A 14,681-nucleotide genomic window follows, 5' to 3' on the forward strand; every position below is an offset into this window, starting at 1 on the left:
TTGGACGACACGGTTTCACTCATCATCGCTCAGGCCCAGTGCATCTGGACGCGATGCGCGGCGGCCCAGTGGATGGCGCGCAGACCGTCGATCACGGCATTGGCGGCGTCGCGCGTGCCCATGGTCCCCCCGAGGTCCTCGGTTGTCGCGCCGGCCGAGAGCACGGCGGCGACGGCGGCCTCGATCGAGGCCGCCTCGTCCTCCAGTCCGAGGCTGTGGCGCAGCATCAGGGCGGCGGACAGGATGGTCCCGACTGGATTGGCCTTGTCCTGGCCGGCGATGTCCGGCGCCGAGCCGTGGATCGGCTCGAACAGGCCGGGACCGTCGGCGCCCAGCGAGGCCGAGGGCAGCAGACCGATCGAGCCGCCCAGGACCGAGATCTCGTCCGACAGGATGTCGCCGAACATGTTCTCGGTCAGGATGACGTCATATTCGCGCGGCTTGCGGATCAGATGCATGGCCATGGAGTCGACCAGGGCGTGCTCCAGTTCGATGCGGGGGAATTCCTCGGCGTGGACGCGGGTGACGACCTCGCGCCACAGGCGGCTGGTCTCCATCACATTGGCCTTGTCCACCGAGGTCACCTTGCCGCGCCGCAGCTGGGCGGTCCTGAAGGCGGCGCGGGCGATGCGTTCGATCTCGGGCGTGGTGTAGACACACAGGTCGGTGGCGCGGTCGGCGGTGCGGGTCTTCTCGCCGAAATAGATGCCGCCCGTCAGCTCGCGGAACACGATCAGATCGACGCCCTCGACGATCTCCTGCTTCAGCGGCGAGCGGTGGGCCAGCACCGGCGACACCTGCAGCGGCCGCAGATTGGCGAACAGACCCATGGCCTTGCGCAGGCCCAGCAGGCCTTCCTCGGGCCGGCGCGCGCCGCCGTCCCATTTGGGACCGCCGACCGCGCCCAGCAGCACGGCGTCGGCGGCGAGGCAGGCGCTGACCGTTTCCGGCGGCAGGGGATCGCCGGTCGCGTCGATCGCCGCGCCGCCGATCAGATGCTCGTGGAAGCGGAATTTATGCTCGAAGAAGTCGCCGATGACCGCCAGCACGGCGCGGGCGGCGTGGACGACCTCGGGGCCGACCCCGTCGCCGGGCAGGACGACGATGTCGAAGGTGCGGGGAGCGGGCATCAGGCGGTTTCCATTTCGTGAGCGGCCTCCCAGGCCGCGATGTCGGGCAGGCGGGCTTGCAGCCAGCCCAGGGTGTCGACGCCGTCCAGCAGGCAGCGGCGGGCGAACAGCTCGACCGTGAAGGGCGTGGGGGCGGCGTTGCCGCGGCGGATTTCTCCGGCCTCCAGATCGATGGTCACCGGCTGGTCGGGGAAGGCGGCGAGGTCGTCCCACGTCGCCTGATTGACCTCGATGGGCAGCAGGCCGGTCTTGAGGGCGTTGGAGGTGAAGATGTCGGCGATCGAGGTCGAGATCACCGCCTGGAAGCCGTAGTCGACCAGCGCCCACGGGGCGTGTTCGCGCGACGAGCCGCAGGCGAAATTCGGCCCAGCCAGCAGGATGCGCCGCTCGGCCGGATCGATGCGATTCAAGACCGCCTCGGGCTTGGGCGAGCCGTCGGTCTCGTAGCGCCAGTCGTAAAAGGCCGCCTTGCCCAGTCCCTCGCGCGAGGTGGTGGTCAGGAAGCGCGCGGGGATGATCTGGTCGGTGTCGATATTGGCCTGGCTGAGAACCACGGCCTTTGACGTCAGGGCTTGAAAGGCTTCAGGCATCGACGGCCTCCTTCAGATAGACGCGCGGGTCCCTCAGCACACCGGCGACGGCGCTGGCGGCGGCGGTAGCGGGGCTGGCCAGGATGGTGCGCGCGCCCTTGCCCTGACGGCCCTCGAAATTGCGGTTCGAGGTCGAGACGGCCAGCTGGCCCGGGGCGACGAAATCGCCGTTCATGGCGATGCACATCGAACAGCCGGGCAGGCGCCATTCGGCCCCGGCCTCGATGAAGACCCGGTCCAGACCTTCGGCCTCGGCGTCGCGTCGCACGGCCTCGGACCCGGGCACCACCAGCATGCGGACGCCGGGGCTGACCTTGCGGCCGCGCAGGACCTCGGCGGCGGCGCGCAGATCGGGCAGGCGGCCGTTGGTGCAGCTTCCGACGAAGACGACATCGACCGGATGGCCGGTCGTCGCCTCCCCGGCGGCGAAGCCCATGTAGGCCAGCGCCTTCTCGTCGGAGGCGTCGCGCGGGGCGGGGACGAGGGTCCCGATCGGCGAGCCGGCGTCGGGCGTGGTGCCCCAGGTGGCCATCGGCCGGATCGCCGCGCCGTCGATCTCGATCTCGGAATCGAACACCGCCCCGGGATCGCTCCTCAGGGTCAGCCAGTCGGCCGCCGCGCGTCCGAAGGCCTCGCCCTTCGGCACGTGCCGACGACCCTGCAGCCAGTCGATGGTGACCACGTCGGGGGCGATCATGCCGGCCCGGGCTCCGGCCTCGATCGACATGTTGCAGACCGTCATCCGGCCTTCCATGTCCAGCGAGCGGACGGCCTCGCCGGCGTATTCGATGACATGGCCCGAACCGCCGCCGAAGCCGAGGCGGGCGATGACGGCGAGGGCCACGTCCTTGCCCGACACGCCCGGTTGCAGCCGGCCCGTGACGGTGACCCGCATTGCCTTGGGCTTGCGCTGCAGCAGACACTGGGTCGCCAGCACATGGCCGACCTCCGAGGTGCCGATGCCGAAGGCCAGGGCTCCGAAGGCGCCGTGCGTCGCCGTATGGCTGTCGCCGCAGACGACGGTCATGCCGGGCCGTGTCAGGCCCAGCTCCGGGCCCATGACATGGACCACGCCGCGATCGTCGCTGTCCCATCCGGCCAGCCGGACGCCATGGCGGGCGCAATTGGCCTCCAGCCGCTCGACCTGCGACCGCGCCGCCGCCGTCACATAGGGCCGTTCGCCGTCGGCGCCGGCGGGCAGGGTCGGGGTCGAATGGTCGAGGGTGGCGAAGGTGCGGTCGGGACGGCGCACGGCCAGGCCGCGCGCCTCGATCTCGCTGAAGGCCTGCGGGCTGGTGACCTCATGCACCAGATGCAGGTCGACATAGAGCACGCCCGGCGTGTCCACCGTTTCCGGCGTGACCACGTGCCGGTTCCAGACCTTGTCGAACAGGGTCTCACGCATGTTCGACCTCGCGTTTCGGTGCGGCGGCGGGCGCGGCGATGGGCTCCAGCCAGCCGAACCGGTCGGGCGTGGTTCCGTCGAACAGGCCGCGGAAGGCGGCGTTGACCGCCTTTGTCACCGGTCCCGGACCGGCGCAGCGGGTCGGAATGCCGTCGACCGAGCGCACCGGCGTGATCTCGGCCGCCGTGCCGGTCATGAAGATCTCGTCGGCGACATACAGGGCCTCGCGCGGCAGGATCTGTTCGCGGGTCTCATAGCCGAGGCCGCGAGCCAGCTTCAGCACGCTGTCGCGGGTGATGCCCATCAGGATGGAGGCGGCGGCGGGCGGGGTGATGATCTCGCCGTCCTTGACGAGGAACAGGTTCTCGCCGGCGCCTTCGGACAGGCGGCCGTCGGTGCCCAGGGCGATGCCCTCGCCGAAGCCGCCGACCCGCGCCTCGCGACCGATCAGATAGGAGGACAGATAGTTGCCGCCCGCCTTGGCACCCGAGGGCACGGTGTTGGGGGCGATGCGCGACCAGCTGGCGACGCAGGCGTCGACGCCCTTTTCCAGCGCCTCCTCGCCCAGATAGGCCCCCCACGGGAAGGCGGCGATGGCGACGTCGATGTTCATATTGTCGGGCGAGGGCGTCACCCCCATGCCGCACTGGCCGAGGAAGGCGATGGGCCGGATATAGGCGCTGCGCAGGCCGGTGGCGCGGACCGTCGCCTTGCAGGCCTCGACCAGTTCGTCCTCGGTCCAGGGCAGCTGGAAATGGTACATCCGCGCGCTGTCGAACAACCGCCGCACATGGTCGGTCAGACGGAAGCCGCGCGGCCCGTCGGGGGTGTCATAGACGCGGATGCCCTCGAACACCGAGGTGCCGTAGTGGAGCGCGTGGCTCATGACGTGAATCTTCGCGTCGGCCCAGGGCGTCAGCTCGCCGTTGATCCAGATGTGTTCAGCCAGCGGCCGCATAGGCGGGCTCCTCTTGATGGGTGACGGGTCGGGCGGCCTCGATGATGGCCAGCAGTTCGTGGTCGTTGATCTCGCCGATCTGGTCGGCGCGGGCCTTGAAGCCGGCGAAGGCGGCGGCCAGGTGCAGACCGGTCACCGGCTGGCCCAGCGTTTCGGCGCGCTTTGCGACGGCATGGCGGCCCGAATGTTTGCCCAGCACGAACCAGGTGCCTTCGAAGCCGACGTCCTGGGGGCGCATGATCTCGTAGGTCGAGGGATCGGCCATCATGCCGTGCTGGTGAATGCCGGCCTCGTGGGCGAAGGCGTTGAGGCCGACGATGGCCTTGTTGCGGACCACCGGCGTGTGGGTGATCTCGCTCAGCAGACGGCTGGCGCGGACCAGATGAGTGGCGTCCACGCCGGTGTGCAGGCCGTAGCGGTCCGACCGGGTGCGGATGGCCATGACCATCTCCTCGATCGAGGCGTTGCCGGCCCGCTCGCCGATGCCGTTGATGGCGCCCTCGACCTGACGCGCCCCGGCCTCGACGGCCGACAGGGAGTTGGCGACGGCCATGCCCAGGTCGTTGTGGCAGTGGGCGGAGAAGACGACCTGCGGGAAGCGGGCGCGGACGGTCGAGATCAGGGTGCGGAAGATGTCGCCGATCTCGCCCGGCGTGGAATAGCCGACGGTGTCGGGGATGTTCAGCGTCGTGGCCCCCGCCGCGGCGGCGACCTCGCACACCTCGGCCAGGAACTCCGGCTCGGTGCGGATGGCGTCCTCGGGGCTGAACTCCACGTCCTCGAAGCGGGTGCGGGCATAGGCGACGGCGCGCCCGGCGACCGACAGAACCTCGGCCTTCGACATTCTCAGCTTGGCCGAGCGGTGGATGGGGCTGGTCCCCAGAAAGATGTGGCAGCGCCGTTCCTCCGTCCCGCGCAGGGCGCGGTACGCCGCGTCGATGTCCGCCTCGCTCGCGCGGGCCAGCGAGCAGAAGACCGGGCCTTCCACCTCGCCGACCACGCGCCGGACACCTTCCTCGTCGCCGGGCGAGGCGGCGGCGAAGCCGGCCTCGACCACATCGACCTTCAGCGCGGCCAGCGCCCGGGCCATGCGCACCTTGTCGTCCGGCCCCATGGAGAAGCCCGGCGCCTGTTCCCCGTCGCGCAGGGTGGTGTCGAAGACGACGACCCTGTCCGGGTCGGCGGCGACGGCGGTCTGAACCCGGGTCATGCCGCTACCTCGGGATGGAAGGCGGCGGCCGGAGCCACGATGCGGGTGACGCCGAACAGCTTGTCTATCTGCCGGCCCAGGGTGTGGGGACAACGGCCGTCGTCGCGGCCGCGCACGGCCAGTTCGACGCGCCGGCCATGGCCCTCGTCGCTCAGGGTCATGCCGTCGATGTGGAAACCGCGGCGCTCGACGAGACCGATCAGGCGCTGGAGCGAGCCGTCGGCGCGGTCGATATGCAGGTGCAGGGTGTCAGCGGTCATGTCAGGCGCCTTCCATCATTTCGGCGTTGTTCTTTCCGGGCGGGACCAGCGGCCACACATTCTCCCGGGGATCGATGATGACGTGGGCGAGGCAGGGGCCGTCGGCGGCCAGCAGGCGGGCGATTCCGGCCGGAACCTCCTCGCGCCGGCTAATTCGGAAGGCCTCTATGCCGAAGGCCTCGGCGACCCTGACGAAGTCCGGATTGTCGGACAGGTCGATCTCCGAATAGTTGCCGGCGAAGAACAGCTCCTGCCACTGGCGGACCAGTCCCAGGGAGCTGTTGTCCAGCAGCAGGATCTTCACCGCCACGCCATAGCGGCGCAGGGTGGCCAGCTCCTGGACGTTCATCATGAAGCCGCCGTCGCCGGCGATGACGACGACCGTCGCCTCCGGATCCGCCAGCTTGGCGCCGATGCCGGCGGGCAGGCCGAAGCCCATGGCTCCCAGTCCGCCCGAGGTGATGTGGGCCTCCGGCTTTGAGAAGCGGCAGTGCTGGGCGGCCCACATCTGGTGCTGGCCGACGTCGCAGGCGGCGACGAAGGAGTCGCCGGCGGCTTCGGACACGGCTTTCAGCAGGGCCGGGGCGAAGACGCCCTCGCCCGGCGCGTCGTCGTAGCGGAAGGCGGTGCGTTGCACGCGGACGGCGCAGTGGATCATCCACGGATCGATGGTCAGGGTCTGGCCCGCCAGATGCGCGGTCAGCGCCTCGACCCCGGGCGCCAGTTCGCCCGCGACCGGAATCCAGGTCTCGCGCAGTTTGCCGATCTCCGAGGCGTCGATGTCGAAATGGATGACCCGGGCGTGCGGGGCGAACTCGGCCAGCTTGCCGGTGGCGCGGTCGTCGAACCGGGCCCCGAAGACGATCAGCAGATCGGTCTCCTGCACCGCCTCATTGGCCGCGCGCGCGCCGTGCATGCCCAGCATGCCCTGGAAGCCTGGGGCGTCCGTGGGGATGGTGCCCAGGGCATTCAGGGTCGCGACCGACGGAATGCCGGTGGCGTCGGCGAAGGCCCGAACCTGCTCGGTGGCCCGGCCGATCTTCACCCCGCCGCCGACATAGATCAGCGGCCGCCGGGCCTCGCGGATCGCCTGTGCGGCGGCGGCGATGGCGTCGTGATCGATCGTTGCGACCGTATTCGGATACGGGAAGCCGAAGTCCTCGGTGGTCTGGCCGACCTGGACATCCTTGGGCAGGTCGATCAGGACCGGGCCGGGTCTGCCCGAGGCGGCGATGTGGAAGGCTTCCTCGACCGCCGCCGGGATGTCGGCCGGGTCGCGCACCAGGATGGAGTGTTTCACGATCGGCAGGGTGACGCCCAGGATGTCGATCTCCTGGAAGGCGTCGGTCCCCATGACGCCCTGGGCGACATTGCCCGTGATGCAGACGATGGGGACGGAATCCATCATCGCATTGGCGATGCCGGTGATCAGATTGGTGGCCCCCGGGCCGGAGGTGGCCAGGCAGACCCCGACCTTGCCGCTACGCCGGGCCCAGGCGTCGGCGGCGAAGGCGGCGGCCTGTTCGTGCCGGACCAGGATGTGGCGCAGCTTCGATCCGGCCAGGGCGTCATAGACCGGCATGATGGCGCCGCCCGGATAGCCGAACACCACCTCCACCCCCAGCCGCTCCAGGGTGGAGACGAGCAGGCGCGCGCCGCTACGGGGGGCGGCGACGGGTTCGGAAACGCGGACAGCGGCGGCGTTCATGGGTCAGGCGGCTTCCGACTTGGGTGCGTGCAGCCAGGCCATCCGCTCTCGCAGCTTCGCCCCGGTGATCTCGATGGGCTGCTCGCCGTCGACCTTGACCCAGGCGTCGTAGCGGGGCTTGCCGGCCTCGTTCTCGGCGATCCATTCGCGGGCGAACTGACCCGACTGGATCTCGTCCAGGATGGTCTTCATCCGGGCGCGGGTCTCGTCGGTGATGACGCGCGGGCCGGACTTGACCGAGCCCCATTTCGCCGTCTCCGAGATGAACTCGTTCATCCTGGTTATGCCGCCTTCGTAGAACAGGTCCACGATCAGCTTCAGCTCGTGCATGCATTCGAAATAGGCGATCTCGGGCTGGTAGCCGGCCTCGACCAGGGTGTTGAACCCGGACATGACCAGCTCCTTGGCGCCGCCGCACAGGACGGCCTGTTCGCCGAACAGATCGGTCTCGGTCTCCTCGCGGAAGGTGGTTTCCAGCAGGCCGCCGGTCGCCCCGCCATTGCCTCGGGCGTAGCCCATGGCGCGGTCGCGGGCCTTGCCGGTGGCGTCCTTCTCGATGGCGAACAGGGAGGGGACGCCCCGGCCGCGCTGGAACTCGCGACGGACCAGATCGCCCGGCCCCTTGGGCGCGACCAGGATGACGTCCATATCCGCGCGCGGCGTGATCCGGCCGTAGATGATCGAGAAGCCGTGGGCGAACAGGATGGCGGCGCCCGGTTTGGCGTTGGGCTCGATGACGTCGCGATAGACCTCGGCCTGGATCATGTCCGGGGTCAGGATGGCGATGATGTCCGCGTCCCGGACGGCCTCGTCAGGTTCGGCGGTCGGAACGCCGTCGGCGGTGGCATTGCGCCAGCCCTTGCCGCCGTGGCGAACGCCGGCGACCACATCGTGGCCGGAGTCCTTCAGGTTCTGGGCGTGGGCCCGGCCTTGCGAGCCGTAGCCGATGATGGCGATGCGCTGGCCGGCGATGGCGCCGGGGCGAATATCGTCATTGGTGTAGATGGTGATGGCCATGGTTCAGGCGTCCTCTCGGGCGGATCGGGTTTCGGTTTCAGCGGGACGCTGCACCGGCGGCGGATCGGGAATGGTCACGGCGCCCTGGGCGGCGGAGGCCACCGAGGCGCGATATTTGGCGAAGACTCCGTGCGCCGGGCGGATCGATCGGGGGACGAAGTCCGCCCGGCGCTTCACCAGATCGGCGTCGACGTCGATCCGGCGGTTGCTGACGTCGATGGCGATGCGGTCACCGTCGCGAATGAGAGCGATCGGGCCGCCGACCGCCGCCTCGGGCGAGACGTGGCCGGCGACAAAGCCGTAGCTGGCCCCCGAGAAGCGGCCGTCGGTGATCAGGGCGACGTTGTCGACGCCGCGACCCTTCAGGGCGGCGGTGACCTGCAGCATCTCGCGCATCCCCGGACCGCCCTTGGGGCCTTCGTAGCGGATGACGATGACGTCGCCCTCGCCGACCGAGCCGTCCTGGACCGCGTGGAAGGCGTCTTCCTCGCTGTCGAAGACGCAGGCCGGGCCCTCGAACCGGTCGACCTTGTGGCCGGTCAGCTTGATGACCGCCCCGTCGGGGGCGATGTCGCCATAGATGACGGCGTAGCTGCCGCGATCCATGACCGGGGCGGCGAAGTCGGCGACGACCTGCTGGCCCGGGGTCTCCTCGGCCTCGGCGGCCTCGGCGAACAGGCTGCGGCCGCTGACGGTGGGGGCGTTGACGATCTTGCCCGCCGCCGCCATTCGCTGGGCGACTAGCCGCGTGCCGCCGGCCGCGAACAGGTGCGAGGCCAGGAAGCGGCCGCCCGGCTTCAGGTCGCAGATGACCGGGGCGTCGACGCAGGCTTGGTGGCAGTCCTCGATGCCGAACTCCACGCCCGCCTCGGCGGCGATGGCGGTCAGGTGCATGACGGCGTTGGTCGAGCCGCCCGAGGCGGAGACGGCGACGGCGGCGTTTCTCAGGCTTGCCCGGGTGATGTATTTGCGGGCCGTGTCGCCGGCGAACACCCGCTCGACGATCAGCCGGCCGCAGCGCTCGCCCTCGGCGCCCTTGGCCGGATCGACGGCGGGCACGTCATTGGCGCCCATGGGCGACAGGCCCATGACCGTCAGGGCCATGGCCATGGTGTTGGCGGTGAACTGACCGCCGCAGGCTCCCGCGCCGGGGCAGACGGCGCTCTCGACGGCCTGCAGCCCGGCGTCGTCCAGCGCGCCCGCGGCGTGGGCGCCGATGGCCTCGAAGATGTCCTGGACCGAGACTTCCCGCGCGCCGATGCGGCCGGGCAGGATGGTGCCGCCGTAATAGACCAGACCGGGGATATCCATCCGCGCCAGGGCCATGGCGGCGGCGGGAATGGTCTTGTCGCATCCGACGATGCAGATGACGCCGTCCAGCTGGTGGCCCTCGACGGCCAGTTCGATGGAGTCGGCGACGACCTCGCGGCTGATCAGCGAGGCCTTCATCCCCGCCGTGCCCATGGAGATGCCGTCGGTGACGACGATGGTGTTGAAGTCGACCGGCCAGCCGCCCGCCGCGATGATCCCGGCGCGAACATCCTTCGCCAGCCGGTCCAGGTGCATGTTGCACGGGGTGACCGACGACCAGGTGTTGACCACCGCGATCATCGGCTTGTCGAAGTCGGCGTCCTGCATGCCGGCGGCGCGCAGATAGCTGCGCGCGGCGGCCCGGCTGGGACCGGCCGTGACGGCGCGGCTGCGCGCATTCGGCGGGCGGCCGTCCGGTCCGGGGCGTGAGGTGAAATCTTGCGTCATGGCGGGCGTCGGTTCCGGGAGTGGTCCGGACCGCGCGCAACAAAAAACCCGCTTCCTTTCGGGAGCGGGTGGCTGCGGGCGATCCTGAAGGGGCTTGGGTTCAGGTTGCGTGCATCCACACCGCTCCGGGGAGCAGCACAAGCGATACAACGAGAATAAGGGTTCTAGGGGCGATCAGGACGTTCGACTCGCGCGCCATCGCAGTCGCCGAAACGGCGATGGTGCGATCAGCGATGCGGGCGCTGTTGGCCACGTGAATCTCCAGTTCGATTGAAGACTACCCACATTTTGCTGCGGTGCACAAGGTAGTTTCGCAACAATATTGCGCAACTTCGCAGAAACCTTGCTCCCGCCGCAAGAATCATCCCGAACGGGGCGCGGCAGTCTTTCCCGCGAAGGCGCCGCCATACGGAAATCGGGCCAGCGCCAATACGCCTGAGGACTCGGCAGCCGTCACGAACGTCCTGAGTCACAAATCGATGGGGATGTCGGAGAGGGTGCTGTTACCATCAAAGCCTTGCCACCCCAGCCGACCGAAGCTGAGGTGGGCGGGAGCTGCTCAGGTGCTTCCACTGCGCGCCCGCCGAACTCCCAATCAGGTTACAAGAATGGCGATCAAAGCCATTGGCGAAGGGATGGCCGCCTTGACGTTGCGGACAGTCATTGAGGCCGCGCCGTGCCACGGGCCGGATCACCCGTTGAGCGGGCCCGGCAGGCGCCTAATCCCGATCCGGCGCGCCGAGTGGAAAATATGAGCGATACTTCCGCCCTTCTTCCACCGCCCGCGCGAATGACGGTCGCGCCAGCAATCGCGTGCGATAGGCGCGAAGCTGAGGGTAGGCATCGCTGATCTGATTTACCCAGTCGCCGTAGAAGAGAGACGGCGCCGCAGCGCAATCGGCCAACGAGAAGTCGTCGCCGGCTGCCCACTCGCGCCCGTCCAGTCGCTTTTCCAGCCAGCCATAGGCCACGTCCAGCGCCCTCGCCGCATTCTCCGTTGCCTCTTGCAGCCGGTCAGGCGTCTTCCGTAGCGCTTCGCCTACCACCCCCGACGCGGCGTTCATCACATATTGATCGAAGAAGCGGTCGAGCAGTCGCACCTCCAGGGCCGTTGCAGGGTCGTCCGGGAGGAAACGCACTTTCCCCGGATGCTGCAGATCCAGATGCTCGATAATGATGCTGGTCTCGGCAATGGCGCGACCCTCATCGACCAGAACGGGGAATTTCGCGATCGGCCAGAGTTTGGCCAGGTCGTCGCCCACCCCCGGCTCTTCCATATGTCGGTAGGCGAATGGAGTATCGTTTTCCCACAGCGCCACGAGCACCTTCTGACAGTAGGAAGAGAAGGGGTGAGCATAAAGCGTCAGCGACATCAGTGTTCTTTCATTTCATGAGTTTCGCGACGTGAGCGGCCAGTTTCGCCATGGTCTGCCCCCCATATTCGACAGCGCCGAAACCGATCGCCCAATCTCGTCGCGCTTTGGAGGGGTGCATCTGCCGGAGCGTCAGAACGGTTTTGCCGTCCTCTTGCTCGTCGAAGGTGACGAGCATTCTGAACTTGTCGGGGTCGTTTTCCTGATCCGAACCGTGCTCGACTTCGATCAGCGCTGGCGCCACCATACGGAGGAACACCATACGGCTGCTGTAGCGGACGTCATCAGGAGCGACCATGTCGAACTGCCAGACCCCGCCCGGCCTAAGGTCGATTTCGCGGGTTTCGATCGACATGCCGTCAGGCCCGAACCACTCCTGGATTTGTTCGGGATCCGTCCAGGCGGAGTAGACGACGCTCCGAGGCGCGTCGATGACCCGAGCGAGGACGATTTCGCGATCGATGGGCCAATCCCGCCAGGGGGAATTGGGGGTTTTGAATGGGTCGACCATGATCTCAATGCTTCCTCTTCATGCGTTCGATGTGGGCTTCCATACGATCCAGGCGGCTCTCCCAGGCAGAGATATGCTGGTGCAACCACGCCTCGGTGGCCCGAAGGGCGTGCGGCTCGATCCTGCAGGTTCGAACGCGTCCGATCTTCTCGGAGCTGATGAGCCCGCTTTGCTCAAGCACGCGCACATGTTTGAGCAGCGAGGGAAGAGCAAGTTCGAACGGCTCGGAAAGTTCGCTGACGGATTTCGGTCCGTCACACAGACGGCTCACGATCGCCCGCCGGGTCGGATCTGCGAGCGCCGAAAAAGCGCTATTCAGTTCGGTCGGAAACTTAGCCACGACGGAAAGTATCTAGTGACGCACGGCGTCGTCAAGAAAACTTTCACAGCCGGCTAACTTTTGGGCGGATGTCCGTCTCTTCAGTGCTGACTCGCGACGCCGCCCCGGTAGCTTCCGGCTCGGGAGGATCAGGCCGATCAGGAGGCGCCGGTGCGACAGGGATCGAGGTGCACTCGGCTCTCGCGCCTGTCCCGCTCCAGAATGTTCAGCCTGAGTTTCCGGGACACGGAGGCCGATTCGAAGCGCTCCGGCGCCTGCTCCATGGCCAGCGGTGGAGCCGGTGATGATCACGGCCGACGGCGTCGATGGCGCCGCCCTCGATCAGCTGGATCTGCGCCATTTGCACAGGCCAGGTCGTCTTCGGGAGAACAATCGGGCGGAAATCTCCGATTCGACGACGAGAACGACGGCTGCCAAGCTGACAGCGCCGGCTGGACACAAGCGTTCGCGGCACGCGAAGATCGCCGCATGTCGTCACCGCTTTTCTTCCTTGATCCTGGCAGCGACCTTGGTCTCCAGGATCAGGTGCGCCGGAAACTGGTCGACGCCGCCTGCGCCGGCGCGTTTCCGCCGGGGCGCCGGCTGCCCTCCTCGCGGGCCCTGGCCGCCCAGCTGGGAATCGCCCGCAATACGGTGACGCTGGCCTATCAAAAGCTGGTTGACGAGGGTCTGTTCATCAGCCGCGAGCGCAGCGGGATCTATGTCGACCACGACATGCTGCGCGGCCGCGCCGCCGTGGAGTCCGTGGCAGGCGGCCGGGAGCCGCTTCGGTCGTCACGCTGGACGGACCGGTTCAAGACCGGGGAGGGGGACGTCCCCACGGCCCGCCGGGCGCCCAACTGGCGCCAGTATCCCTTTCCCTTCATCGATGGGCTGTTTGACGCCTCGCTGTTCCCGGTGACGGAATGGCGCGAGGCCAGCCGCCAGGCCCTGACGGTGGGCGACATCAGCCAGTGGTCCATGGATAGCGGCGACGCCGACGACCCGATGCTGATCGAGGAGATACGCACCAAGGTGCTGCCGCGCCGCGGCATCCGGGCCCGGCCGGACGAAATCCTGATCACCGTCGGCGCCCAGCAGGCGCTGGCCCTGGTCAGCCAGATGCTGATCGATCGGGACAGCACCGTCGCCGTCGAGAATCCCGGTTATCCCGACATGCGCCGGCTGGTCGCGGATCGCGGGGCCCGGCTCGTCTTCCAGCCGGTGGATGACGAGGGGCTGGTGGTCGATCGCCGGCTCGACGATTGCGATCTGGTCTATGTGACGCCCAGCCACCAGTTCCCCACCGGGGTCATGATGACCCAGGCGCGCCGCGAGGCCCTCCTGAAGAAGGCGGCGTCCCGGGACATGGTCATCATCGAGGATGATTTCGCCTGCGAGACCAACTACCTCGACCAGGCCTGTCCGGCGCTGCGCAGCCTCGATCAGGATGACCGGGTGATCTATGTCGCCGGCCTGTCCAAGGTGCTGGGGCCGGGCCTGCGGCTGGGCTTCATCGTGGCCTCGCCCGAGGTGATCGCCGAAGCCCGGCGGCTGCGTCATCTCGCGGTGCGGCATCCGCCCCTGAACAATCAGCGCACCGCGGCGCATTTCCTGGGCATGGGTCATTACGATGCGACCATGATACGGCTGGGGCGGCTGTTCCGCGAGCGGCGCACGGCGCTGCGCGACGCCCTCAACCACTACCTCCAGCAGTCGGTGGCCATTGCCCCGCTGCGCGGCGGCGCGACCTACTGGGTGCGGGGGCCGGACCACCTGGACGTCGAGGAATTCGCGGCCCAGGCCGAGCGGCGGGGGGTGCTGATCGAACCGGTCGGACCCTATTTCGCCGACGGCAAGGGGCCGCGGAACATCTTCCGCCTGGGGGTCACCAGCCTGCCGATCGATCGCATCCGCGAGGGCGTGGCCGTGCTGGCCGACCTGATGCGTGATCTGCCGGTCGCCGCCCGGACCTTTCCCTATTCGGTCGAACAGCGGCTTGAAGGCGAAGCGCTGCAGGCGGCGATGTCGGGCTCGGTCCTCCTGTGCAAGACCATCTACGGCGATCCCTGCACCATCGAACTTCTGCCGGACGGTCAGATGGTCGGCCGCGCAGGCTATGCGAACGAGGACTGCGACGTGGGGCGCTGGTGGGTCGAGGGCGAGGTCTGGCGGCGGCAATGGACGCGCTGGTCCTACGGCGAGGTCTCCAGTCTGAGAACCGTCATCGTCGGCGACCGGATCGGCTGGTTCGACGCGGGCGGGCGGCTGCTGGACTCGGCGGTCATCCGACGGGCGGATACGGATTGAGTCTGGCGCCAGATTGCTACTCCTGCGCGCCATGAGCCAGAACTGGCTCCATTGAAGCGTCGCCACTGGCGCTATGTGACGATCTCCGCCGCCGTCACTCTCCTGTCACAGGGTCCGGGAGGATCCGTGACC

At 68.3% G+C, this 14,681-nt stretch carries 14 protein-coding genes; 1 reads left to right on the plus strand and 13 read right to left on the minus strand.

Going from position 1 to position 14,681, the window contains the following annotated elements:
• Window positions 1-29: 29 nt before the first annotated feature.
• The 13 genes from leuB to PSV23_RS05295 all read right to left on the minus strand — a co-directional run bounded on the left by leuB (window position 30) and on the right by PSV23_RS05295 (window position 12,260).
• Window positions 30-1,130 carry a 3-isopropylmalate dehydrogenase gene (leuB, locus tag PSV23_RS05235; RefSeq protein WP_300466565.1) on the minus strand — a complete coding sequence of 367 codons (1,101 nt, stop codon included), beginning with the start codon at window positions 1,128-1,130 and terminating at the stop codon, window positions 30-32.
• A complete protein-coding gene (gene leuD / locus PSV23_RS05240) occupies window positions 1,130-1,720 on the minus strand; it encodes a 3-isopropylmalate dehydratase small subunit (protein WP_300466567.1) in 591 nt (196 codons plus the stop codon). The genes leuB and leuD overlap by 1 nt, the downstream gene beginning before the upstream one ends.
• The gene (gene leuC, locus PSV23_RS05245) at window positions 1,713-3,125 is read right to left on the minus strand and encodes a 3-isopropylmalate dehydratase large subunit (protein WP_300466569.1); all 1,413 of its coding nucleotides are present in this window, start codon (window positions 3,123-3,125) and stop codon (window positions 1,713-1,715) included. The genes leuD and leuC overlap by 8 nt, the downstream gene beginning before the upstream one ends.
• The gene (locus PSV23_RS05250) at window positions 3,118-4,083 is read right to left on the minus strand and encodes a branched-chain amino acid transaminase (RefSeq protein ID WP_300466571.1); all 966 of its coding nucleotides are present in this window, start codon (window positions 4,081-4,083) and stop codon (window positions 3,118-3,120) included. The genes leuC and PSV23_RS05250 overlap by 8 nt, the downstream gene beginning before the upstream one ends.
• On the minus strand, window positions 4,067-5,293 hold the full coding sequence (locus PSV23_RS05255) for a 2-isopropylmalate synthase (RefSeq protein WP_300466573.1): 1,227 nt from the start codon (window positions 5,291-5,293) through the stop codon (window positions 4,067-4,069). The genes PSV23_RS05250 and PSV23_RS05255 overlap by 17 nt, the downstream gene beginning before the upstream one ends.
• Window positions 5,290-5,553: an ACT domain-containing protein gene (locus tag PSV23_RS05260; protein WP_300466575.1), complete on the minus strand. Its 264-nt coding sequence runs from the start codon at window positions 5,551-5,553 to the stop codon at window positions 5,290-5,292. Before PSV23_RS05260 ends, PSV23_RS05255 begins: the two co-directional genes overlap by 4 nt.
• A gap of 1 nt (window position 5,554) precedes the next feature.
• On the minus strand, window positions 5,555-7,261 hold the full coding sequence (gene ilvG / locus PSV23_RS05265; protein WP_300466577.1) for an acetolactate synthase 2 catalytic subunit: 1,707 nt from the start codon (window positions 7,259-7,261) through the stop codon (window positions 5,555-5,557).
• A 3-nt stretch (window positions 7,262-7,264) separates the two neighbouring features.
• A complete protein-coding gene (ilvC, locus tag PSV23_RS05270; protein WP_300466579.1) occupies window positions 7,265-8,278 on the minus strand; it encodes a ketol-acid reductoisomerase in 1,014 nt (337 codons plus the stop codon).
• Between the two features lie 3 nt (window positions 8,279-8,281).
• Entirely contained in the window at window positions 8,282-10,036 is a 1,755-nt protein-coding gene (locus PSV23_RS05275; protein ID WP_300466581.1) for a dihydroxy-acid dehydratase, read from the minus strand.
• A gap of 100 nt (window positions 10,037-10,136) precedes the next feature.
• Window positions 10,137-10,289, minus strand: a complete 153-nt coding sequence (locus PSV23_RS05280; protein WP_300466583.1) for a hypothetical protein — start codon at window positions 10,287-10,289, stop codon at window positions 10,137-10,139.
• A gap of 466 nt (window positions 10,290-10,755) precedes the next feature.
• Window positions 10,756-11,409 (minus strand): glutathione S-transferase family protein, encoded by a 654-nt coding sequence (locus PSV23_RS05285; protein ID WP_300466585.1) that lies wholly within the window; start codon window positions 11,407-11,409, stop codon window positions 10,756-10,758.
• Between the two features lie 10 nt (window positions 11,410-11,419).
• The gene (locus PSV23_RS05290; protein ID WP_300466587.1) at window positions 11,420-11,920 is read right to left on the minus strand and encodes an SRPBCC family protein; all 501 of its coding nucleotides are present in this window, start codon (window positions 11,918-11,920) and stop codon (window positions 11,420-11,422) included.
• Between the two features lie 4 nt (window positions 11,921-11,924).
• The gene (locus PSV23_RS05295) at window positions 11,925-12,260 is read right to left on the minus strand and encodes a metalloregulator ArsR/SmtB family transcription factor (protein ID WP_300466589.1); all 336 of its coding nucleotides are present in this window, start codon (window positions 12,258-12,260) and stop codon (window positions 11,925-11,927) included.
• A 468-nt stretch (window positions 12,261-12,728) separates the two neighbouring features.
• Here PSV23_RS05295 and PSV23_RS05300 point away from each other — a divergent pair, with 468 nt between their 5' ends.
• On the plus strand, window positions 12,729-14,549 hold the full coding sequence (locus PSV23_RS05300; RefSeq protein WP_300466591.1) for a PLP-dependent aminotransferase family protein: 1,821 nt from the start codon (window positions 12,729-12,731) through the stop codon (window positions 14,547-14,549).
• The last annotated feature ends 132 nt before the right edge of the window (window positions 14,550-14,681 follow it).

Source organism: Brevundimonas sp. (assembly GCF_029946145.1).
GTDB lineage: Bacteria > Pseudomonadota > Alphaproteobacteria > Caulobacterales > Caulobacteraceae > Brevundimonas.

Coding starts and splice junctions, on each gene's coding strand:
- leuB (WP_300466565.1), bottom strand. CDS start 1,130: ATGCCCGCTCCCCGCACCTTCGACATCGTCGTCCTGCCCGGCGACGGG.
- leuD (WP_300466567.1), bottom strand. CDS start 1,720: ATGCCTGAAGCCTTTCAAGCCCTGACGTCAAAGGCCGTGGTTCTCAGC.
- leuC (WP_300466569.1), bottom strand. CDS start 3,125: ATGCGTGAGACCCTGTTCGACAAGGTCTGGAACCGGCACGTGGTCACG.
- PSV23_RS05250 (WP_300466571.1), bottom strand. CDS start 4,083: ATGCGGCCGCTGGCTGAACACATCTGGATCAACGGCGAGCTGACGCCC.
- PSV23_RS05255 (WP_300466573.1), bottom strand. CDS start 5,293: ATGACCCGGGTTCAGACCGCCGTCGCCGCCGACCCGGACAGGGTCGTC.
- PSV23_RS05260 (WP_300466575.1), bottom strand. CDS start 5,553: ATGACCGCTGACACCCTGCACCTGCATATCGACCGCGCCGACGGCTCG.
- ilvG (WP_300466577.1), bottom strand. CDS start 7,261: ATGAACGCCGCCGCTGTCCGCGTTTCCGAACCCGTCGCCGCCCCCCGT.
- ilvC (WP_300466579.1), bottom strand. CDS start 8,278: ATGGCCATCACCATCTACACCAATGACGATATTCGCCCCGGCGCCATC.
- PSV23_RS05275 (WP_300466581.1), bottom strand. CDS start 10,036: ATGACGCAAGATTTCACCTCACGCCCCGGACCGGACGGCCGCCCGCCG.
- PSV23_RS05285 (WP_300466585.1), bottom strand. CDS start 11,409: ATGTCGCTGACGCTTTATGCTCACCCCTTCTCTTCCTACTGTCAGAAG.
- PSV23_RS05290 (WP_300466587.1), bottom strand. CDS start 11,920: ATGGTCGACCCATTCAAAACCCCCAATTCCCCCTGGCGGGATTGGCCC.
- PSV23_RS05300 (WP_300466591.1), top strand. CDS start 12,729: ATGTCGTCACCGCTTTTCTTCCTTGATCCTGGCAGCGACCTTGGTCTC.